12 protein-coding genes are annotated in these 21,114 nt (G+C 74.1%); 8 read left to right on the forward strand and 4 right to left on the reverse strand.

Going from position 1 to position 21,114, the window contains the following annotated elements:
- The first annotated feature begins 8 nt into the window (after positions 1 to 8).
- The 5 genes from IEZ20_RS35625 to fxsT all read left to right on the forward strand — a co-directional run bounded on the left by IEZ20_RS35625 (position 9) and on the right by fxsT (position 9,345).
- Complete coding sequence (locus tag IEZ20_RS35625; RefSeq protein WP_189306510.1) at positions 9 to 1,034, forward strand: AAA family ATPase; 1,026 nt, start codon at positions 9 to 11, stop codon at positions 1,032 to 1,034.
- A gap of 7 nt (positions 1,035 to 1,041) precedes the next feature.
- Entirely contained in the window at positions 1,042 to 4,509 is a 3,468-nt protein-coding gene (locus IEZ20_RS35630) for an SAV_2336 N-terminal domain-related protein (RefSeq protein ID WP_189306512.1), read from the forward strand.
- An 89-nt stretch (positions 4,510 to 4,598) separates the two neighbouring features.
- Positions 4,599 to 4,874, forward strand: a complete 276-nt coding sequence (locus IEZ20_RS35635; protein ID WP_229896429.1) for a hypothetical protein — start codon at positions 4,599 to 4,601, stop codon at positions 4,872 to 4,874.
- Positions 4,871 to 6,259, forward strand: a complete 1,389-nt coding sequence (locus tag IEZ20_RS35640) for an aKG-HExxH-type peptide beta-hydroxylase (RefSeq protein ID WP_189306514.1) — start codon at positions 4,871 to 4,873, stop codon at positions 6,257 to 6,259. Before IEZ20_RS35635 ends, IEZ20_RS35640 begins: the two co-directional genes overlap by 4 nt.
- An 83-nt stretch (positions 6,260 to 6,342) precedes the next feature.
- The gene (gene fxsT, locus IEZ20_RS35645) at positions 6,343 to 9,345 is read left to right on the forward strand and encodes an FxSxx-COOH system tetratricopeptide repeat protein (protein WP_189306516.1); all 3,003 of its coding nucleotides are present in this window, start codon (positions 6,343 to 6,345) and stop codon (positions 9,343 to 9,345) included.
- 118 nt (positions 9,346 to 9,463) lie between these two features.
- On the opposite strand, the gene IEZ20_RS35650 is transcribed toward fxsT, so the two are convergent.
- The 4 genes from IEZ20_RS35650 to IEZ20_RS35665 form a co-directional block, all read right to left on the reverse strand.
- Complete coding sequence (locus IEZ20_RS35650; RefSeq protein ID WP_189306518.1) at positions 9,464 to 13,243, reverse strand: multifunctional oxoglutarate decarboxylase/oxoglutarate dehydrogenase thiamine pyrophosphate-binding subunit/dihydrolipoyllysine-residue succinyltransferase subunit; 3,780 nt, start codon at positions 13,241 to 13,243, stop codon at positions 9,464 to 9,466.
- A gap of 301 nt (positions 13,244 to 13,544) precedes the next feature.
- Positions 13,545 to 14,669 carry a HAMP domain-containing sensor histidine kinase gene (locus IEZ20_RS35655; protein WP_189306520.1) on the reverse strand — a complete coding sequence of 375 codons (1,125 nt, stop codon included), beginning with the start codon at positions 14,667 to 14,669 and terminating at the stop codon, positions 13,545 to 13,547.
- Positions 14,666 to 15,406: a response regulator transcription factor gene (locus IEZ20_RS35660; RefSeq protein WP_189306523.1), complete on the reverse strand. Its 741-nt coding sequence runs from the start codon at positions 15,404 to 15,406 to the stop codon at positions 14,666 to 14,668. Before IEZ20_RS35660 ends, IEZ20_RS35655 begins: the two co-directional genes overlap by 4 nt.
- A gap of 112 nt (positions 15,407 to 15,518) precedes the next feature.
- On the reverse strand, positions 15,519 to 16,196 hold the full coding sequence (locus IEZ20_RS35665; protein WP_189306525.1) for a spermidine synthase family protein: 678 nt from the start codon (positions 16,194 to 16,196) through the stop codon (positions 15,519 to 15,521).
- A gap of 195 nt (positions 16,197 to 16,391) precedes the next feature.
- Here IEZ20_RS35665 and IEZ20_RS35670 point away from each other — a divergent pair, with 195 nt between their 5' ends.
- The 3 genes from IEZ20_RS35670 (at position 16,392) to IEZ20_RS35680 (ending at position 21,017) form a co-directional block, all read left to right on the forward strand.
- Positions 16,392 to 17,189 carry a rhomboid-like protein gene (locus IEZ20_RS35670; RefSeq protein ID WP_189306527.1) on the forward strand — a complete coding sequence of 266 codons (798 nt, stop codon included), beginning with the start codon at positions 16,392 to 16,394 and terminating at the stop codon, positions 17,187 to 17,189.
- A gap of 172 nt (positions 17,190 to 17,361) precedes the next feature.
- Positions 17,362 to 19,788, forward strand: coding sequence for an endopeptidase La (lon, locus tag IEZ20_RS35675; RefSeq protein WP_189306529.1), 2,427 nt, complete (start codon positions 17,362 to 17,364; stop codon positions 19,786 to 19,788).
- Between the two features lie 149 nt (positions 19,789 to 19,937).
- A complete protein-coding gene (locus IEZ20_RS35680; protein WP_229896430.1) occupies positions 19,938 to 21,017 on the forward strand; it encodes a serine/threonine-protein kinase in 1,080 nt (359 codons plus the stop codon).
- The last annotated feature ends 97 nt before the right edge of the window (positions 21,018 to 21,114 follow it).

The following is a 21,114-nucleotide window of genomic DNA, read 5'->3' on the forward strand; positions in this document are numbered from 1 at the left end:
AGCCCAAGGTGAACGACTGGCGGATCTACCGCGGTGTGGGTCAGCCGCACGACGGCATGCGGCGGTTGCCGGCGCCGCCGCCCTGGCGCGACTTCGCCGCCTCCCGGGACGGCGCCGGGAGCGGCCCGGAGGACCCGAGCAGTGCCCGCCGGCTCGGGGTGCGCCGCCGTCTGGTGGAGAACTACGCGCCGCGGCCCGCCGAGGTCGACGCGGTCAACGCGGCCCTCTACCTGCGCCGGCCGCTGCTGGTGACCGGCAACCCGGGGACGGGCAAGTCGACCCTCGCCTACGCGATCGCCCACGAACTCGGCCTCGGCAAGGTGCTGCGCTGGCCCATCGTCAGCCGTACCACCCTCCAGGACGGCCTGTACCGGTACGACGCCATAGCCCGGCTCCAGGACGTCCAGCTGGAGCGCGCCCGCGGGGACGACCAGGGGGACGACCGGGGGGCCGCGGCCTCCGGTATCGGCTCCTACATCCGGCTCGGGCCGCTCGGCACCGCGCTGCTGCCCGCCGACGAGCCCCGCGTCCTGCTCATCGACGAGCTGGACAAGAGCGATCTCGACCTGCCCAACGACCTGCTGAACACCCTGGAGGAGGGCGAGTTCGCGATCCCGGAGCTGGAGCGGCTGGCCGACCGGGAGCCCGTGGTGGAGGTGCTCACGCACGACGGCGACCGGGTGGCCGTGCACGGCGGGCGCATCGCCTGCACCGCCTTCCCGGTGATCGTGCTGACCTCCAACGGCGAACGCGACTTCCCCGCCCCGCTGCTGCGCCGCTGCGTGCAGCTGGAGCTGGACCCGCCCGGCGAGGAGCAGCTCACCGCCATGGTCGAGGCACACCTCGGCGCGGACGGCGCCGCCGCCGGCGCGGACCTGATCCGCCGGTTCCTGGAGCGCGAGCCCGGCGAGGTGCTCGCCGCCGACCAGCTCCTCAACGCCCTGTTCCTCACCCAGCACGATCCGCACGCACAGGGCCTCACCCGGGAGCGGATCGCCGAGATGCTGATGCAACCGCTCGACCGTACGAGGTGAGGGGCGGATGCCGGGGATGCGCCTGGACGAGCTGATCGGCAAGCTGCGCCAGGGCGGGCTCCAGCCGACCGCCGAGGACGTGGCGGACGCGCTCTGGCTGGCCCGGCGGCTCGGCGCGGCCCCGGACGGGGACCAGGACCCCGCGGGCGCGTCCGGCACGGGCCAGGAAGGGGTGCCGGGCCGGGAAGCCGTGGCGTCGGACGGCCAGGCGCCGGGCCGGCACACGCCGGACGGCCACCCAACGGACGACCGCGCGCCGGACGGCCCCACCGGCGCGCAGGCGTCCCGCGGGGACGTGCCCGCCCCCGCCGTCCCCCTGCACACCCCGGCGTACGCCCCGCGTCCTGGGAGCGACGGCGGCGGCCCCGCCCCGGCCGACGGCGCCGTCCCCGCCGCTTTCCCGGTCCGCGCCCCGGCCGCGGGCGCCCTGCCCGGGCTGCTCGGCCTCCAGCAGGCGCTGCGTGCCCTCGGCCGCTACCGCACCGCCTCCGTACGCGGCCAGGACGAGCGCATCGACGAGGTCGCCACCGCCGACCGGGCCGCCGCCAGCGGCATCCTGCTCCCCGTCACCCGGCCCGGCCGCCGCCGGCGCTGCGACGTCCAGCTGCTCATGGACACCGGCCCCGCCATGGCCGTCTGGGGCGAGATGGTCGAGGAACTCCGCCAGGCCTGCCAGCAGTCCGGAGCCTTCGCCTCCGTCCGGGTCCACCACCTGTACGCCGACGACACCGGCACCCCGCTCGTCGGTACGACCGCCGGTCCCGGCCGGCGCACCCGGCTGCGCCCCGCCGACGAGCTGCACGACCCCAGCGGGCGCCGGCTCACCTTCGTCATCAGCGACTGCGTGGGACCCCTGTGGCAGAACGGCACCGCGCAGCGCCTGCTGCACCGCTGGCCGCGCACCGCGCCGCTGGCCGTGGTCCAGCCGCTGCCGCCGCGGCTGTGGGGCCGTACCGCGCTGCCCGCCGAGCCCGGGCTGCTGGTCCGCACCGGCGAGACCGGCGGGCGCCTCGACTTCGTGCCCGAGGACGAGCCGTGGGAGGAGCCGCCGCCCGGTGCCCGGCCCGTGCCGGTGCTCCAGCCCACCCCGGAGGCGTTCGAGGCCTTCGCCCGGCTGCTCGCCGGCACCGGACCGACCCGCGAGCACGCCTGGGCCGGCTACGCCCACCCCGCCGGCGCACCGGCCGCCGCCGGCCTCGCACCGCCGGCCCGCAGCGACGACGACCTGCTGCGCGCCTTCCGCGCCGGCGCCTCGCCCGGCGCGCTGCGGCTGGCCGTCTACCTCGCCGCCGCGCCCCTCACCCTGCCCGTGATGCAGCTGGTCCAGCGGGCCATGCTGCCCGACACGGGGCCCATGGAGCTGGCCGAGGTGCTGCTCGGCGGACTGCTGCGGCAACTGCCCGGCACCGGGGACCAGCCGTGCTTCGCCTACTCGCCCCGGATGCAGGACCTGCTGCTGTCCTCCCTCGACCAGGACACCGCCGGGCTCGTCCTCAAACACTGCTCGGCCTATGTGGAACGGCACTTCGGCAAGGGCACCCGCAACTTCGCCGCCCTGGCCGCGGCCCGGCTCGCCGACCACGACCCGGCCGCCGGCACGGGGCGGCCCGCCGAGGACGGTACGGCGCGGGACGGCACCGGCAGCGTGGAGGCCGAGCTGTTCGCCCGCATCCCCGCGCGCGTGCTGCGCTTCTACCTGCCGGACCTGGTCACCCCCGACCCGCTGACCGAGGCCGAACGGCTGCTCGCCCGGTGGCGCCAGCTGGCCGACCCGGAGCTGCTGCGCCGGGCCCGGGAACAGGCCCGCGTCGCCACGGCGGGGGCCGCCCCCGGCGCCGTACCCGACTCCACGGCCCGTGCCCGCCTGGTCCTCGGCCGTGTGCTGCGCGCCGAGGCCGGCACGGCGGGCGCACGCGCCGAGGGGCGGCGCGCCGGGCTGCTGCGGGAGGCCGAGGCCGAACTCGCCACCGCCTGTGCGACCGCCCCCGCCGACGGCCGGGAGCGGGCCGAGTCCGCGCTGGAACTGGCCGCCTGCCGACGTGAGTTGTGGCAGCTGACGGCCGACACGGACCATCTGGCCAAGGCCCTGCGCACCCTGGACGCCGACACCCCGCCCTGGCCGCGCGTCACCGCCCTGGGCCGCGCCTGGCAGACCGCGCCCGAGGAGGGCGCCGAGGAACCGGGCGAGGCCGGCGACGAGGGCGCCGTAGCGCCGGGCGGCGGTGCGGGCGGGATGGTCCGACGGCCGCGCGGGGGCCTCGGCGTGCCCGCCGACGGCGGGGACACCGCCCTGTCGGCGGCCGACGCCCGGGAGCCGGACGGCGTGCCCGGGGGCCCGGCCGGACCGGCCGGCGGCCGCGGTGGCGTGACCGGCTCCGGCGCCGCCGCGGCACGGCCCGTGCCCTGGGAAGTGGCCGCCCACCGGTCCCGGCTGCTGCTGCGCGGGCGGATCCTGCTCGATCTGCGGCGGCCCGGTGCCGCCGTGCCCGAACTGCGCGAGGGCTGCGCGGTGCTGGAGCGGGAGCGGGTGTCCGACGCCGTACGGGGGCCCGCGCTGCTCGATCTCGCGCGGGCGCTGCGCGGGGCCGGGGCCGAGGACGCGCAGACCCGGCGGGCGCTCGGCGAGGCGCTGCGTGCCGCCGGGGACGACCCCGAGCTGCTGCTGCCGTGCCTGGCCGCGCTGGCCGCGTTCCACGACGCCGCCGGGGAGACCGGGGAGGCCGACGCGGCGTACGAGCGGGCCGCGCTGCTGGCGCCCGCCGACGGGTCCCTGCGCGTCCGGCTGCTCACCGCCTGGGGCGAGTCGCTGCTGCGGCGGGCCTCCGCCGGGGACGGCGCCGGAGTGGTGGACCGGGCCGAGTACGTGCTGCGCGAGGCGCTGACCTCGCTGCCCGCCCGGTCCGCCCACCGCGGCCGGCTCCAGGGACTGGTCGGCAGCGCCCTCGCCCAACGCTTCCGCCACCTCGGTTTCCTGCCCGACCTGTTCGAGAGCCGGCACCTGCTGGGCCAGGCGGTCCGCGCGGCGACCGACGCGGCCGTACGGGCCGAGGTCTGGCTCCAGCTGGGCCGGGTGCGGCTGGAGGGCTGGTACCACGCGGGCGCCCCGGTGCTGATGGAGGCGCTCCAGGCGTACGAGAACGCCGAGCGGGAGGCGACGGCCGCCCACGGCGGCGACCCCGGTTCGGTGACCGCCGCCCGCGCCCGGTACGGCTGCGGGGCGGTCCTGGCGCTGATGGGACGGCCCGGCGCGGCCCGTGGCGCGTTCCGGGCGGCCCGGGAGCAGTGGCAGCGGCTCGTCGGCGCGCTGCGCGAGGTCGACTGGGCCGATGTCGAGCTGGCCCGGCGGGCGGAGGCGGTCCCCCCGGGGGTGGTGGACCGGCGGTCGCTGCCGGAGCCGGCCTGGCGGGACACCGCACCGCCGTGGTGGCCGTGGACCCCGGACTGGTCCGAAGCGACCGAACTTGACCGGAGTTGAGCGTCCGGGGTTTCTGCTTCCGGCCTGTCGGGAAGAAGTCGGCAGCCACTGCGCTGTGCGGGGCGGGCGCACGGCAGGGAGGAGCCGAGGTGGGGGAGTTCAGGACACGGGTGGCCGGCCCCGGCGAGGACGTCTCGCGGGCCGTGTCGCCGCCCGACCTCACCGACATCGACCTGCGGACACTGCGCGCCCTGGACGATCCGGCGGTGCTCGCCGCCGTCGCCGGGGTGCTCGCCGACCCGGAGGGGCTGTGCCGGGTCTGGTACACCACCGGGGACGACGACCTGGTGCCGGGCCGGCCCGGGCGTGCGTTTTCGGCCGGTCCCGCGCGGCAGCCCTTGCACGGCGAGGACACCGTGGCATGACCGCCGGAGCCGTGGGGCCGGTGGAGCCGGCCGGCCCCGTCGGCCCGGTCCCGCCCGGAACCCTCGACGCCCTGGCCCGCACCCGCCCGCTGCCCGCGGTCACCGCCGCCCTGGGGGCCGCCCTGCACACCCGGCGGATGCTGCTGCTGAAGTCCCTCCTGGTCCGGGTGGACGGCGCCCGCGGCACCCTGCCCGCGCCGGTACGGCGGTGCTTCGAGGACGACTGGGCGCTGCTGGAGCGGGCCGAGCGGGCCGACGCCACGGCCGTACGCGCCGTCCTCGATTATCCGACGACCGGCGCCTGGCTGGCCGCGGCGCTCGCCGCGCCCGACGGCCCGGACCTCGCGGACGGCCTCGCCGGCCTGGGCGCGGTGGCCGTCGCCGCCGCGCTGCGCGCCGGCTGCCGGTTCACCACCACCCGGGCGCCGGCGGACGGCACCCTGGCGCTGCCCGGCATCGGGCTGCTGCGCTGCGCCCCGGGTCCGGTCGGCCTGTCCGGCCGGGCCGGGACGCTGCGGATCACCGACGGAGCCGGCCGCACCCTGCTGCTCCCGGGCCCCGCCCCCGCCGGACCCGGCACCCGGTGGACCGCCGGCCCCGCCCCGGACGGGCCGGGCACCCGGTGGACCGCCGGCCCCGCGCCCGCCGGACCCGGCACCCCGTGGACCGCCGGCTCCGCCCCGGCCTGGTCGGCGCTGCGCACCCTGCCCGGCGGCACCGCCGTACTCGACGACGTCGACCCCCACCGGGTGCCCGCGGGCGGCATCGGGCCGGCGGCGCTGCCCGCGGCCGAGCGCCCGTACGCCGACCCCGCCGCGTGGGCCGCCCGCTGGCGGGACGCCCTGGCCCTGCTGGCCGCGACGCACCCGGCCCGGGCCGCCGAGACCCTCGCGCTGGTCCGCGCCGTCGTCCCGCTCGCGCCGCCCGAGGGCACCGGACCCGTGCTCAGCGCCACCGTGCGGACCGCGCCCGGCGCTGTCCTGGCCCAGCTGCCGGCCGACCGGCGGGAGCTGGCCGAGCTGCTGGTGCACGAGACCCACCACACGAAGCTGGCCGTGCTGGACGAACTGGTCCCGCTGTGGCGGCCCGGCGGCAGCCTGCACCGGGTCGGCTGGCGGCGCGATCCCCGCCCCGTCCCCGGCGTGCTCCAGGGCGCCTACGCCCACCTGGCCCTCATGGACCTGTGGTGGCGGGCCCGCACCGGACCCGCCCGGTCCTGGCGGCGGCGCGCCGCCGAACGGTTCGAGGTGTGCCGGGAGCAGGTCGCCGAGGCCTTGTCCGTACTGGCCGACTCCGATGAACTGACCCCGTACGGAAGGGAGTTCGTCCGGCGCATGGGCAGCCACCACGCACGCCTCCAGGTGGGCGCCCACCCGCCGGTCTGACGCTCCGTAGAGGGAGTATTGCGTTACGTTATGCGTGCGGCCGCCCACGAGAGAAGGCGGCCGCGGCGGAACAGGGAGCGGCGATGGCGGAACAGCGGCGGCCGGGCGGGAACGGTACGACGGCACCCGAGCACGTGCTCGTGGTCTTCCCGGGGTACTACCGCTCGTGGGCGGCGTGGATCGCGCAGTGCCTGGAGCGGCACGGACACCGGGCCACCCTGCAGCGCTGGGACCCGCCGCGCGAGGTGCCGCTGGAGGACTCCCTCGGCGACCTGCTGCTGGCCAGCGGACAGGTGCTGCTGGTCCTCAACGACTGGTTCTTCGAGCTGGGCCCGCGCCCGCCGGGCGAGTGGAACGACGCGCTGCGCGGCTTCGTCGCCGCCCACGCCGACCGGTTCGCCGCGGTCAACCTCACCAACCGGCCGCTGCTGCCCGCCACGGCCGTCCTCGAACCGGCCAGCCTGTGGGCCCTGAGCGAGGCGGCCGCCGAGGAACGCCTGCTGCGCCGGCTCGGCCTGGAACCGCTCGCCCGCCCCCGCGCGCTGCCCGGCCCGATCCGCTACCCGGACGAGCGCTGCGAGATCTGGGGCGAGGTGCCGCGCCGCAACCCGCGCTTCACCGGCCGCGACGACCTGCTGGGCGAACTCCACCAGCGGCTCGCCGACGCCGAACGCGGCGCCTCCGCCTGCACCCTCGTCGGCATGTCCGGCATCGGCAAGACCCAGCTGGCCGCCGAGTACGCGCACCGCTTCAGCACCGACTACGACCTGGTGTGGTGGGTCAACAGCGACGACCGCACCATCCAGCGCGACCGCCTCGGCGAACTCGCCGTCGAACTCGGCCTGCGCATCGGCGGCGAGCCCGGCGAACGCATCCGCGCGGTCCGCAACGCGCTGCGGCGCGGGGAGCCGTACGCGAACTGGCTGCTGGTCTTCGACGGCTGGGACGACATCGACGGCGTCACCTCGCTGCTCCCGCAGGGCCCCGGGCACGTGCTGATCACCTCCCGCAACCGGGGCTGGAGTGAGCACACCGAGGTGCTGGAGATCCCCGCGTTCCTGCGCCCCGAGTCCACCGCCTACCTGATGCGCCGCGCGCCGCACATCACCGCGCACGAGGCCGACGAGGTCGCCGCCGAGTTCGGCGACGTGCCGCTGCCGCTGGTGCAGGCCGCCTCCTGGCTCGGCGAGTCCGGCATGGAGGCCGCCGAGTACCTTCGGATGGTGCGCGAACGCCGGCTGTCCACCGTCGACGAGCCCGTCACCGGCGAGGGCTTCCCGCAGTCCTCCCTCACCTCCTGGGCCATCCTGCTCAACCGGCTGCGCCGCTCCCAGCCGCAGGCCGTCGAGGTCCTCGGCCTGTGCACCTCCTTCGCCCCCGGACGCATCCCGCTCGGCCTCATCCGCGCCTACCCGCGCGCCGAGCTGCCCGAGGAGCTGCGCTGGATGGCCACCGACCTGCCGGCCTGGACCCGGGCCCTGGACACCCTGGTGAACTACTCGGTCCTCACCCGCGAGACCCGCGGCCCGCTCGCCGCCGAGATGGGCCCGCACCAGGAGTCGGTGCACATGCACCGGCTGGTCCACGACATCGTCTCCAAGCTGACCAGCGACGGCAGCCACGAACTGCACCGGCGGGCGGTGCGCACCCTGCTCGCCGAGGCCGACCCCGGCAACCCCGCCGACAGCCGCAACTGGCCGCGCTACGCCGAACTCCTGCCCCACCTCGAACCCTCCGGCGCGCTGGAGAGCCGGCAGCCGCGGGTGCAGGAGCTGGTGCTGAACTGCCTGCGGTACTGCACCCGCAGCGGCGAGTACAGCAACGGCCTGGAGCTGGCCCAGCAGGTGCGCGCGCACTGGTCCCGCTTCATGGACCCCATCGACCAGCCGATGCTCGACCTGGCCACCCAGGAGGGCAACATGCTGCGCAACAGCGGCCGCTTCCGCGAGCTGTACGAGCTGCACCGGGGCGTGCTGCGGCAGCTGCGGGCCGCGCCCCGGCGCAACGAGATCGGCGAACTGGTCAGCAAGAGCGCCATCGCCTCCGGCCTGCGCTCCCTGGGCCGCTACCAGGAGGCCTACGACCTCCAGCGCGAGGTCCTCGACGGCAACGAACGGCTCCTCGGCCCCGACGAGCCGCCCACCCTGGTCGCCCGGCACAACCTCGGCGTCACCCTGCGCATGCTCGGCCGGTACGCCGAGGCGCTCGACCTCGACCTGGAGACCCTGACCCGGCGCGAGAACGTACTGCGCGCCCGGCACATCAACACCCTGCACTCGGGCAACGCGGTCACCCACAGCCTGCGCCTGCTCGGCCGGTACCGGGAGGCGCTGGCCCGTCAGGAACCCGTCGTGCGGCTCCACGTGCAGGTGCTCGGCCCGCAGCATCCGCAGACCCTCGAAGCCCGCTCCCAGCTGGCCATGTGCCGGCGCCGTGAGGGCGGGCACGCGGCGGACGTCGGTCCGGGCATGGCCGGCCTGCTGGACCAGCTGATCCAGCTGCACGGCCGCGAGCACTACCGCACGCTGGCGTTCCTCACCAACTACGGCAACTACCTGCGGGAACACGGCGATCTCAGCCAGGCCCGCGACCTCATCGACGAGGCGGAGGCCGGCTACCGGAGCCTGCTCGGACCCGCGCACCCGGTGGCCACCGGGATGCTGTCCAACACCGGGCTGGTGATGCAGGCGGCCGGCGAGCGCGGCGAGGCCCTGTCCGTGTTCGAGTCCGCCCTCGCCGGCCTCGGCGCCACGCTCGGCCCCGACCATCCGTGGGTCCTGGGCTGTGCCCTCAACGCGGCCGGCGCGCGCAACTTCAACGGGCGGATCGACGACGCGGTGGACCTGAGCCGCGACACCCTGCGCCGCTCCCGCCACACCCTGGGCCACGAGCACCCGCTCACCCTGTCGTGCCAGGTCGCGCTGGCGGCGGATCTGAGGGCGGCGCACGAACAGGAGGAGGCCGGAAAGCTGGAGGAGGACGCCTTGCTGGCCCTGACCCGCACCCTGGGCGCCCAGCACCCGCACACGCTGTCGGCCCGGCAACGCGTGCGGCCGTACTGGGACTTCGAGGCGTACCTGGGCTGAGGCGGGAGTGCGGGCGCCGCTCGCCGTCCTCCCTCGCCCCCCATGAGCAGGCGAAAGGCCCGGTACCGAGTCGGAACTCGGTACCGGGCCCTGTGTCTTCGACTGACCGCCGGGGGCCCTACGCCTCGAAGACCTCGCGGACCAGCTGCTCCTGCTCAGCCTGGTGCCGCTTCGCGGAACCCACCGCCGGGGACGACGAGTGCGGGCGCGAGATGCGGCGCAGGCGCTCGCCGGCCGGGATGTCCGCGCCGACCGCCAGGTCCAGGTGGTCGATCAGGTTGAGCGCGATGAACGGCCAGGCACCCTGGTTCGCCGGCTCCTCCTGGGCCCACAGGTACTTCTCGGCGTTCGGGTACTTGTTGACCTCCGCCTGGAGCTCGGCACCCGGCAGCGGGTACAGCCGCTCGATGCGGATGATCGCGGTGTCCGTGGCACCGCGCTTCTGCCGCTCGGCCTCCAGGTCGTAGTAGACCTTGCCGGCGCAGAAGACGACCTTGCGCACCGCGGCCGGGTCGACCGTGCTGTCGCCGATGACCGGGCGGAACTCGCCCGTCGTGAACTCCTCCGCCTTCGAGGCCGCGGCCTTCAGACGCAGCATCGACTTCGGGGTGAAGACGACCAGCGGCTTGTGGTGCGGGTTGTGCACCTGCCACCGCAGGAGGTGGAAGTAGTTCGACGGCGAGGTGGGCATGGCGACCGTCATGTTGTTCTGCGCGCACAGCTGCAGGAACCGCTCGGGACGCGCGGACGAGTGGTCCGGGCCCTGGCCCTCGTAGCCGTGCGGCAGGAGCAGGACGACGCCGGAGGTCTGGCTCCACTTCTGCTCCGCCGACGAGATGAACTCGTCCACGACCGTCTGCGCGCCGTTGACGAAGTCGCCGAACTGCGCCTCCCACATCACGAGCGCGTCGGGGCGGGCCAGCGAGTAGCCGTACTCGAAGCCCATCGCCGCGTACTCGGAGAGCAGCGAGTTGTAGACGTTCAGGCGGGCCTGGTCCTCGGAGAGGTACTGCAGCGGGGTGTACTCCTCGCCGGTCTCCCGGTCGATGAGCACCGCGTGCCGCTGGCCGAAGGTGCCGCGCTGGGAGTCCTGGCCCGCGAGGCGGACCGGGGTGCCCTCCAGCAGCAGGGAGCCGATGGCGAGGGTCTCGCCCATGCCCCAGTCGATCGTGCCGTCCTCGACCATCGCCGCCCGGCGCTGCAGCTGCGGCTGGAGGCGCGGGTGGACGGTGATGTGGTCGGGGATGTTGACCTGGGACTCGGCGATCCGCTTGACGACCTCCGAGGAGACCGCGGTCGGGACCGCGACCGGGAAGCCGTCCTGCGGGGCCTGGGCGTCACCGGCGGCCGGCTGCGAGGTGGCCTCGCGGACCTCGGTGAAGACCTTCTCGAGCTGGCCCTGGTAGTCCTGCAGGGCCTGCTCGGCCTCTTCCAGGGTGATGTCGCCGCGACCGATGAGGGACTCGGTGTAGAGCTTGCGCACCGAGCGCTTCTTGTCGATCAGGTCGTACATCAGCGGCTGGGTGAAGGCCGGGTTGTCCGACTCGTTGTGACCGCGGCGGCGGTAGCAGATGAGGTCGATCACCACGTCCTTGTTGAACGCCTGGCGGAACTCGAAGGCGAGCCGCGCGACGCGCACGACGGCCTCGGGGTCGTCGCCGTTCACGTGGAAGATCGGGGCCTCGATCATGCGCGCGACGTCCGTCGCGTACATGGAGGAACGCGAGGACTCGGGCGCGGCGGTGAAGCCGACCTGGTTGTTGATGACGATGTGGACCGTGCCGCCGGTGCGGTAGCCGCGCAGCTGCGACATGTTCAGGGTCTCGGCCACCACGCCCTGGCCCGCGAAGGCCGCGTCGCCGTGGATCGCCACCGGCAGGACCGTGAAGTCCGTGCCGCCCTTGTTGATGATGTCCTGCTTGGCGCGGGCGACGCCCTCCAGGACCGGGTCCACCGCCTCCAGGTGCGAGGGGTTCGCCACCAGGGAGACCTTGATCTGCTCGCCGTCCAGGCCGGTGAACGTGCCTTCGGCGCCCAGGTGGTACTTCACGTCGCCGGAGCCGTGCATCGACTTCGGGTCGAGGTTGCCCTCGAACTCGCGGAAGATCTGCGCGTACGACTTGCCGACGATGTTGGCGAGGACGTTCAGGCGGCCGCGGTGGGCCATGCCGATGACGACCTCGTCGAGCCGCGATTCGGCCGCGGAGTCGATGACCGCGTCGAGCAGCGGGATGACGGACTCGCCGCCCTCCAGCGAGAAGCGCTTCTGGCCGACGTACTTCGTCTGCAGGAACGTCTCGAAGGCCTCCGCGGCGTTCAGCCGGCGCAGGATCCGCAGCTGCTCCTCACGCTCCATCTTGGCGTGCGGGCGCTCGACACGGTCCTGGATCCACTTGCGCTGCTTGGGGTCCTGGATGTGCATGAACTCGATGCCGGTGGTGCGGCAGTACGAGTCGCGGAGCACGCCGAGGATGTCGCGCAGCTTCATCATCGACTTGCCGGCGAAGCCGCCGACGGCGAACTCGCGCTCCAGGTCCCACAGGGTGAGGCCGTGCTCGACGATGTCCAGGTCGGGGTGCTTGCGCTGCTTGTACTCCAGCGGGTCGGTGTCGGCCATGACGTGGCCGCGGACCCGGTAGGAGTGGATCAGCTCGAAGACGCGGGCGGCCTTGGTGACGTCGTCGTCGTGCGAGGCGTCGATGTCGCGCAGCCAGCGGACCGGCTCGTACGGGATCCGCAGCGCCTCGAAGATGTCGTCGTAGAAGCCGTTCTCGCCGAGCAGCAGGTTGGCGACGGTGCGCAGGAACTCGCCGGAGGCGGCGCCCTGGATGACCCGGTGGTCGTAGGTCGACGTGAGCGTCATGACCTTGGAGATGCCGAGCTTGTTCAGGGTGTCCTGGCTGGTGCCCTGGAACTCCGCCGGGTAGTCCATGGAGCCGACGCCCATGATCACGGACTGGCCGGGCATCAGACGCGGCACGGAGTGGACGGTGCCGAGGCCGCCGGGGTTGGTCAGGGAGACCGTGACACCGGTGAAGTCGTCCATCGTCAGCTTGCCCTCGCGGGCGCGGCGGACGATGTCCTCGTAGGCCTGCCAGAACTCGAAGAAGTTCAGCGTCTCGGCCTTCTTGATGGCGGCCACGACGAGCTGGCGGTCACCGTTCGGCTTGACCAGGTCGATGGCCAGGCCGAGGTTGACGTGCGGCGGCTTGACGAGGGTCGGCTTGCCGTCCTTCTCGCCGAACGACCAGTTCATCGACGGCATGGCCTTGATGGCCTGCACCATCGCGAAGCCGATCAGGTGCGTGAAGGAGATCTTCCCGCCCCGGGCGCGCTTCAGGTGGTTGTTGATGACGATCCGGTTGTCGAACAGCAGCTTCACCGGGACCGCGCGGACCGAGGTGGCGGTCGGCAGCTCCAGCGAGGCGTTCATGTTCTTCGCGACGGCGGCCGACGGGCCACGCAGCGTCACGTACTCGGGACCGTCGGGTGCCTCCGTGGCGGGGGCGGCCTTGGCCTTCGGCTGAGCGGGCGCCTGTGCGGGCGTCGCCGGCTTGGCCGGGGCGGGGGCCGGGGCCTTCGCCGCGGGGGCGGGGGCCGGAGCCGCGGGGGCGGCCTGGGGGGCCGGGGCCGGAGCCGCGGGCTGGGGCTTCGGGGCCGTGGTGGTCTCTGCGGCCCCCGTGGCCGCAGTACCTGCCGGAGCCGGGGTGGCAGGAGCACCCGGCTTGTAATCGGCGAAGAAGTCCCACCAGGCGCGGTCTACCGAATTCGGGTCCTGGAGGTACTGCTGATAGATCTCGTCGACGAGCCACTCGTTCGGACCGAACGCGGCAGCGGGGTTCTTCCCGGCTTGGTCGTCGGTGGAGATGCTCGAGTTACTGGGGGACTGTGGCGACACGGCGGCAACCGCCCTCTTCCGCTTCACAAGGTGATGGACAGCGGGAATAAAGGCTACGCCTCCCTGGGCGGGAAGGTCAGGCCGGGCAAGGTCATCGTCGTGTAAGTCACATCAAGAATCTTGTTTCAGGGCTTGATATGGCGGGAAACAAGCGTGGTTCCACTGTGCGAGGGTGCGTCGGCCCGGGCCCGGCGCACCCTGGTCGGACGGGTGGCGCGGGCCTGTCTCTGATCACACGTGTCCAGCTGCGCGGAGTGGCGGCGACCGTCGTGGATCTTGCGCTTCCGGTTCGGACTTTACGTCAACTTGAGACGGAAGTCAGGCCCGGGAGAGTGACGATGATCCTGCAGCCCCGCTCGGATTCGGCCACACCGATCCGGCCGCCGTGGAGATCCACCGCCCAGCGGGCGATCGCCAGCCCCAGCCCCGTACCGCCGTCGCTGCCCGGGCCGTGCGGCCGGGTGACGGCACCCCGGTTGAACCGCTCGAACACCCGGTGCCACTCGGACCGGGGGATGCCGGGGCCCTCGTCCAGGACCTCCAGCTCCAGCGACTCCGGCTGCGGCCCCCGGCGCGCCCGTACGGTCACCCGGCCGTGCGGCGGGCTGTGCTTGACCGCGTTGTCGATCAGGTTGGCGACGACCTGGTGGATGCGCTCGGGGTCGGCGTGCGCCGTCAGCTCCGGCGGGGAGACGTCGAGGTGCAGATGGACGTCCGTGCGGGTGTGGCTGCCGGAACCGGTGGCCATGCCCGCGCGCGCGGAGGCCACCATGTTGGCCTCCTTCAGCACGCCCGAGAGGTACGGCCACACCTCGAACCGGCGCAGCTTCAGCGGGACGACGCCGTTGTCCAGCCGGGACAGGTCCAGCAGGGTCTCCACCAGGCGGCCGAGCCGCTCGGTCTGCTTCAGGGCCGTCCGCATGGTCTCCGGGTCGGCCTGGGTGACCCCGTCCACGATGTTCTCCAGCACCGCCCGCAGCCCGGCGATGGGCGTGCGCAGCTCGTGGGAGACGTTCGCGACCAGCTCCTTGCGCTGGTTGTCCTGGGCCTCCAGCTCATCGGCCATGACGTTGATCGTCTGGGCCAGGTCGCCGAGTTCGTCCCGGCGGTTCTCGCGCACCCGGCGGGTGTAGTCGCCCTGGGAGATGGAGCGGGCCACCGCGTTCATCTCGTCCAGCGGCATGGTGAGCGAGTGCGCCACGAACTGCGTGATCAGCAGGGTGGCGATCATCGAGAAGACCGTGATGAAGCGCAGCTCGGTCTTGGTGTGCACCGCGACGATCGACAGACCGGTGGTGATCAGCACCGAGATGACGACCAGCGCGCCCAGCTTGGTCTTGATCGAGAACGGGCGTACACCGCCCCAGGGCTCCTCGCCGAGGGTCCCGGGGCTCCTCCGTGCGGTCCGGCGCCCGTCGCCGCTCACGGGGTCGGTGTCTCCAGCGCGTAGCCCACACCGTGCACGGTACGGATGCGTTCGGCGCCGATCTTCCGCCGCAGCGCCTTGATGTGGCTGTCGACCGTGCGGGTGCCGGAGGCGTCCGCCCAGTCCCACACCTCGGCCAGCAGCTGCTCCCGGGAGAGCACCGCGCGCGGGGTGTTCGCCAGGCACACCAGCAGGTCGAACTCGGTGGGTGTCAGGTGGACGTCCTCGGACTTCACCCGCACCCTGCGCTGCGCGTGGTCGATCTCCAGCTCGCCGAGGCGCAGGATGCCGGAGCGGGGCGTGGCGGCGGCCAGCGCGGCGCGCTCCACCCGGCGCAGCAGCACGTGCACGCGTGCCGCCAGCTCCCGCATCGAGAACGGCTTGGTCATGTAGTCGTCGGCGCCGACGCCGAGCCCGACCAGCATGTCCGTCTCGTCGTCCCGCGCGGTCAGCATCAGCACCGGCACCGGCCGCTGGGCCTGTACCCGCCGGCACACCTCCAGCCCGTCGAAGCCGGGCAGCATGATGTCGAGGATCAGCAGGTCGGGCTGCCAGGCCTCGGCCGTGTCGACGGCGGCAGGACCGTCGGCCGCCGTCTGCACCAGAAATCCCTCGGCGCGGAGCCGGGCCGCGATGGCGTCGACGATCGTGGGATCGTCCTCGACGACCAGCACCCGGCGCTGTGCGCCCGGGGTGGTCGTCGCCGCGCCGCTCTGGGAGGTGTGTGTCTGCTCCATCGCCCGCCCCTGTTGTTGCTTTCCGGAATCCGTGGGGTGATCCCATGTCTGCGATTGACGCTTGAATGATCCGCGTCAGGGCAGCACATTACGGGGACTCGCCGCGCTGTCGCTATCCAGGTCGGACGCCGAGGTGGACGGCGTCCGGAACGCCCCGGGCAACCGGCACCTCTTCGGTACGCACCTGCTGGAACCCGGCATTCCGCAAGCTTCCTTCAAATTCCGGAGAGGGCTCGGCCGACCACACCGCGAGCACCCCGCCGGGCCTCAACACCCGTGCGCAGGCGGCGAGTCCGGCCGGTGAGTACAGGCTGTCGTTGTCCTCCGTGACGGTCCAGCCGGGCCCGTTGTCGATGTCGAGGCACAGCGCGTCGAACGTGTCCGATGTCTCATTGACGTACGTCACCAGATCCGCTTCCACGATCGAGGCCCGCGGATCGGCGAGCGCGTCCGCGGACACCTCGGCCAGCGGTCCGTCCCGGTGCCAGCCGATCACGGCGGGCTCCCGTTCCACCACGGTGATCCGCCCCCAGGCGGGGTCGGCGGCGGCGTGTGCGAGCGAGAATCCCACGCCCAGCCCGCCGATCAGCACCCCGGGCGCCGGCCGCCCGTCCAGCGCGCCACGGGCCGCGTCGACCAGCAGCCGCTCCGAACGGCCGTCGGAGGTGTCCATCAGGAAACAGCCGTTGGCGATGATCTGCAGCAGCGCACCGTGCCTGCGCAGGACCACCTCGCCGTACGGGCCGTCGCGCCGGTCAAGGACCACAGGGGAGTCGTACACGGCAGTCATGCCCCCATCCTGCTCGAACAGCGCCCGGCGTTCACGGGAATTGCGCATGACGCCCCCGGACGTGTGGTGCGGGACGGGGCCCGGACGCGGCGGGCCGGTGAGAGGTTGCTGTGAATCCGCTCTCGCGTGGCGTCGGTCATAGACAGCGGCACACCGGGCGCGAAGGGTGGGGCGCGACGGAAGGAGCGCTTCACCGTGGAACGGAGCACGACGGGCCCCTCGCCGGGCGTGTCCCCGCCGGCGCCGGGCGCGCCCCTTCCGGACGGCACGGCCGCCGCCGCGCCCCCGGTCCTCGCGGGTCTGCTGGACGGCATACCCCGCCAGCGCGGCGCCGCGCCCCCCGCTCCGGCCGGACCCCCCTCCCGCCCGCTGTCCCGCCCGTGGCGCCCGCTGCACCTGCTGCCCACCCCCGCAGGCACCCCGTTCACCTTCGCCTACACGGCCGTCCTGGCCGTCACCTCCCTGGTCGCGGCCCTCGCCCACCCGGGTCTGGTGCACGCCCTGCACCAGGAGTCCAGCACGGACGTGGCCCACCTGGTACGCGCGCCCGTGCCGGTGCTCCTGGCGAGCGCGCTGTGGGTCGCGGGCGGGCTCCTCTCGCCGTACGCGCTCGCCTTCGTGCTGGTGCTCACCGCGCTGGAGCGGCGGGCGGGCGCGCTGCGGGCCGCCGGCGTCTTCCTGGCCGGCCATGTCCTGGCCACCCTCGCCACCGAGGGCCCGGTGGGTCTCGCCGTCCTCGCCGGCCACCTGCCCGGATCCTCGTTGCACCGCATGGACTACGGCATCAGCTTCGGCGTGGCCGCGAGCACCGGCGCCCTGGCGGGCCTGCTCCGCCCCTGGTTGCGCTGGCCCCTGCTGGCGCTGGTCGCCGGCGCACTCGTGGACGGACTGCTGGCGTACACGGATCCCCTGACCGACTGGGGCCACCTGATCGCCCTGGCGATCGGCGTGTCCGCCTGGCCCTTCGTACGCGGCCGGCGCCGGCCGGCCTGAGGCGCGCGGGCAGCCGCGGGGCCGGCCGCGACGCACCCGCGCTCGCATCCGCTGCCGCGGTGGCACCCCTTCGGCGCACATGATCGCTCACAGCGAACACCCCCTCGGGAACAATGGGAGGCGCCAGAACATTGAGTCGGCATAGCTCAAGTTGACTGCCGAAGGGGAAATCATGGCTGCTGAGTCACCGGCGTTCACGCTGACCCTGCCCGTGCTGCCGCTCGACGACGAGGTCGTGCTGCCCGGGATGGTGGTTCCGCTGGACCTGAGCGACGCCGAGGTGCGGGCCGCGGTGGAGGCCGCGCAGGCCGCCGCCCGCTCCGAACCCGGAAAGCCCAAGGTGCTGCTGGTGCCGCGCATCGACGGCACGTACGCCAAGACCGGAGTCCTCGGCACGGTCGAGCAGGTCGGCCGGCTGGCCGACGGTGACCCGGGGGCCCTGATCCGCGGCCGGAGCCGGGTCCGCATCGGCGCCGGCACCACCGGACCGGGCGCCGCGCTCTGGGTCGAGGGCGCCCGGGTCGCGGAGGGCGTGCCGGAGCCGCTGCCGGGCCAGGTGGCGGAGCTGGTCAAGGAGTACAAGGCGCTCGCCACCACGTGGCTGAAGAAGCGCGGCGCCTGGCAGGTCGTGGACCGCGTCCAGGCCATCGACGACGTGTCGGCGCTCGCCGACAACTCCGGCTACTCGCCGTTCCTGACCACCGAGCAGAAGGTCGAGCTGCTGGAGACGGCCGACCCGGTGGCCCGTCTCAAGCTCGCCACGCAGCAGCTGCGCGACCACCTCGCCGAGCAGGAGGTCGCCGAGACCATCGCCAAGGACGTCCAGGAGGGCGTCGACAAGCAGCAGCGCGAGTTCCTGCTGCGCCGTCAGCTGGAGGCGGTGCGCAAGGAGTTGCGCGAGCTGAACGGGGACGCCAAGGACTCCGCCGAGGAGTCCGACGACTACCGCGCCCGCGTGGAGGCCGCCGACCTGCCGGAGAAGGTCCGCGAGGCCGCCCTGAAGGAGGTCGACAAGCTGGAGCGCGCCTCCGACCAGTCGCCCGAGGGCTCCTGGATCCGCACCTGGCTGGACACGGTCCTGGAGATGCCGTGGAACGAGCGGACCGAGGACGCCTACGACATCCAGGGCGCCAAGGCGGTCCTCGACGCCGAGCACGCCGGCCTGGAGGACGTGAAGGAGCGCATCACCGAGTACCTCGCCGTGCGCAAGCGGCGCACCGACCGCGGGCTCGGCGTCATCGGCGGCCGGCGCGGCGGTGCCGTACTCGCCCTGGTCGGTCCCCCCGGTGTCGGAAAGACCAGCCTGGGGGAGAGCGTCGCCCACGCCATGGGCCGCAAGTTCGTCCGCGTCGCCCTCGGCGGCGTGCGCGACGAGGCCGAGATCCGCGGCCACCGGCGCACGTACGTCGGCGCGCTGCCCGGCCGGATCGTGCGGGCCGTCAAGGAGGCCGGGTCGATGAACCCGGTGGTCCTGTTGGACGAGATCGACAAGGTGGGCTCCGACTTCCGGGGCGACCCGGCCGCAGCCCTCCTCGAAGTGCTCGACCCGGCGCAGAACCACACCTTCCGGGACCACTACCTGGAGGTCGAGCTGGACCTGTCCGACGTGGTCTTCCTCGCCACCGCCAACGTCCTGGAGGCGATCCCGGAGGCGCTCGCCGACCGGATGGAGATCGTCCGCCTGGACGGCTACACCGAGGACGAGAAGGTCGTCATCGCCCGCGACCACCTGCTCCCGCGCCAGCTGGAGCGGGCCGGTCTGGGCGAGGACGAGGTCACGCTGGACGAGAGCGCGCTGCGCAAGCTCGCCGGCGAGTACACCCGCGAGGCGGGCGTGCGGACCCTGGAGCGGTCCATCGCCCGGCTGCTGCGGAAGATCGCCGCCCAGCACGAACTGGGCGAGCGCGAGCTGCCGTTCACCGTCACCGACGGCGACCTGCGCGCGCTGATCGGCCGGCCGCACCACGTGCCCGAGTCCGCCCAGGACCCGGCCGAGCGCCGTACGGCCGTGCCCGGTGTGGCGACCGGCCTCGCGGTCACCGGCGCCGGCGGCGACGTGCTCTACGTCGAGGCGTCCCTGGCCGACCCGGAGACGGGCGCGGCGGGGCTGACCCTGACCGGACAGCTGGGTGACGTGATGAAGGAGTCGGCGCAGATCGCGCTGAGCTTCCTGCGCAGCCACGGCGCCGAGCTGGAGCTGCCGGTGGCCGACCTGAAGGACCGGGGCGTGCACATCCACTTCCCGGCGGGCGCGGTGCCGAAGGACGGCCCGAGCGCGGGCATCACGATGACCACGGCCCTCGCCTCGCTGCTCTCCGGCCGCCTGGTCCGCACCGACGTCGCCATGACCGGCGAGGTCTCGCTGACCGGCCGGGTGCTGCCGATCGGCGGTGTGAAGCAGAAGCTGCTCGCCGCCCACCGCGCCGGGGTGACCACCGTGATCATCCCCAAGCGCAACGAGCCCGACCTGGACGACGTCCCGGCCGAGGTGCTGGACAAGCTGGACGTCCACGCCGTGACCGACGTCCGCCAGGTCCTGGAGCTGGCGCTCGCGCCCGCCACGAGCGAGGCGGCGCCGGAGGTCCCGCTCGCGGCGTGACGACCGCTTCCGGGCGAGCGTCCGGACGGGGGAGGCCCGGGTCCCGTGAGGGAGCCCCGGGCCTTCCCCGTGCGCGCCGGCCCCCCCCGTGCGCGCCGGCCCTGTCTCCGCCATGGGCCCGGAAGGGGATCACTCGGTAGAATTCAGACGTGACGTGGGCTCCCGACAGCGCCTCCGGCCTGATCGGGGCCGAGATCGCGGGCTACCGGGTGGAGCGCGAACTCGGCCGTGGCGGGATGGCCGTCGTCTACTGCGCCAAGGACCTGCGTCTCGGCCGCACGGTCGCCCTGAAGCTGCTCGCCCCCGAGTACACCCGCAACGAGGCCTTCCGCAGCCGCTTCGCCCAGGAGTCCCGGGTGGCCGCCGCCATCGACCACCCCAACATCGTGCCGGTCTTCGAGGCCGGCGAGGCGGACGGGGTGCTGTACATCGCCATGTGCTTCGTGGCCGGCCTCGACCTGCGCGCCCTGCTGGACCGCGAGGGCCCCCTCCCGGTGCCGACCGCGCTGCGCATCGCCGCCCAGCTCGCCTCCGCCCTCGACGCGGCCCACGCCCGCGACCTGGTGCACCGGGACGTCAAGCCCGGCAACGTGCTGATCACCAAGGGCGTCGACAGCGACCACCCGGAGCACGTGTACCTCACCGACTTCGGGCTGGCCAAGAAGTCCCTGTCGCTCACCGGGTTCACCACGGCGGGCGAGTTCGTCGGCACGCTGGACTACGTGGCGCCCGAGCGGATCGCCGGCCGCCCGGTGGACGGCCGTTCCGACCAGTACAGCCTCGCCTGTGTGGTCCACGAGACCCTCGCGGGCACCCCGCCCTTCCAGCGGGCGGACCACCTGGAGCTGCTCTGGGCCCACCAGTACGACCCGCCGCCCGCGCTGAGCAAGAGACGGCCGGACATCCCCGCCGCCGCGGACGAGATCCTGCGCCGGGCCCTGGCGAAGATTCCCGACGACCGCTACGCCACCTGCCTGGAGTTCGTCGGGGCCCTGCGCGGCGCCGTCGGCGGCGCGGGCCGGGGCGGGGCCGTACCGGCGTCCGCGGACCTGCCCCCGGCCGCCCGCTGCGCGGACCCCGCCGAGCAGCGGGCCGAGCCGCCCGCTCCTCCCGTGACGTCGGCGCCTCCCGCCCCTCCCGCGCCGTCCGCCCCTGCCGTGCCGTCCGCGCCTGCCGAGCCGCCCGAGCCCCCGTCCTGGGCCTGTCCCGTGCTCCGGGCACCCCCCTAGGGGCCGCGTTCCGTGCCGTCAAGTCCCGAGTCCTCGGAACATGACCCCGCCCCGCCGTTCCGGCCTACTGGAAGTGCGGGCCGCACCGGAGACACCG

Source organism: Streptomyces cinerochromogenes, assembly GCF_014648635.1.
GTDB classification, from domain to species: domain Bacteria; phylum Actinomycetota; class Actinomycetes; order Streptomycetales; family Streptomycetaceae; genus Streptomyces; species Streptomyces cinerochromogenes.

What these genes read in the sequence shown, in the direction of transcription:
- IEZ20_RS35630 (WP_189306512.1), top strand. Translation starts at nt 1,042, where the DNA reads ATGCCGGGGATGCGCCTGGACGAGCTGATCGGCAAGCTGCGCCAGGGC.
- IEZ20_RS35640 (WP_189306514.1), top strand. Translation starts at nt 4,871, where the DNA reads ATGACCGCCGGAGCCGTGGGGCCGGTGGAGCCGGCCGGCCCCGTCGGC.
- fxsT (WP_189306516.1), top strand. Translation starts at nt 6,343, where the DNA reads ATGGCGGAACAGCGGCGGCCGGGCGGGAACGGTACGACGGCACCCGAG.
- IEZ20_RS35660 (WP_189306523.1), bottom strand. Translation starts at nt 15,406, where the DNA reads ATGGAGCAGACACACACCTCCCAGAGCGGCGCGGCGACGACCACCCCG.
- IEZ20_RS35665 (WP_189306525.1), bottom strand. Translation starts at nt 16,196, where the DNA reads ATGACTGCCGTGTACGACTCCCCTGTGGTCCTTGACCGGCGCGACGGC.
- lon (WP_189306529.1), top strand. Translation starts at nt 17,362, where the DNA reads ATGGCTGCTGAGTCACCGGCGTTCACGCTGACCCTGCCCGTGCTGCCG.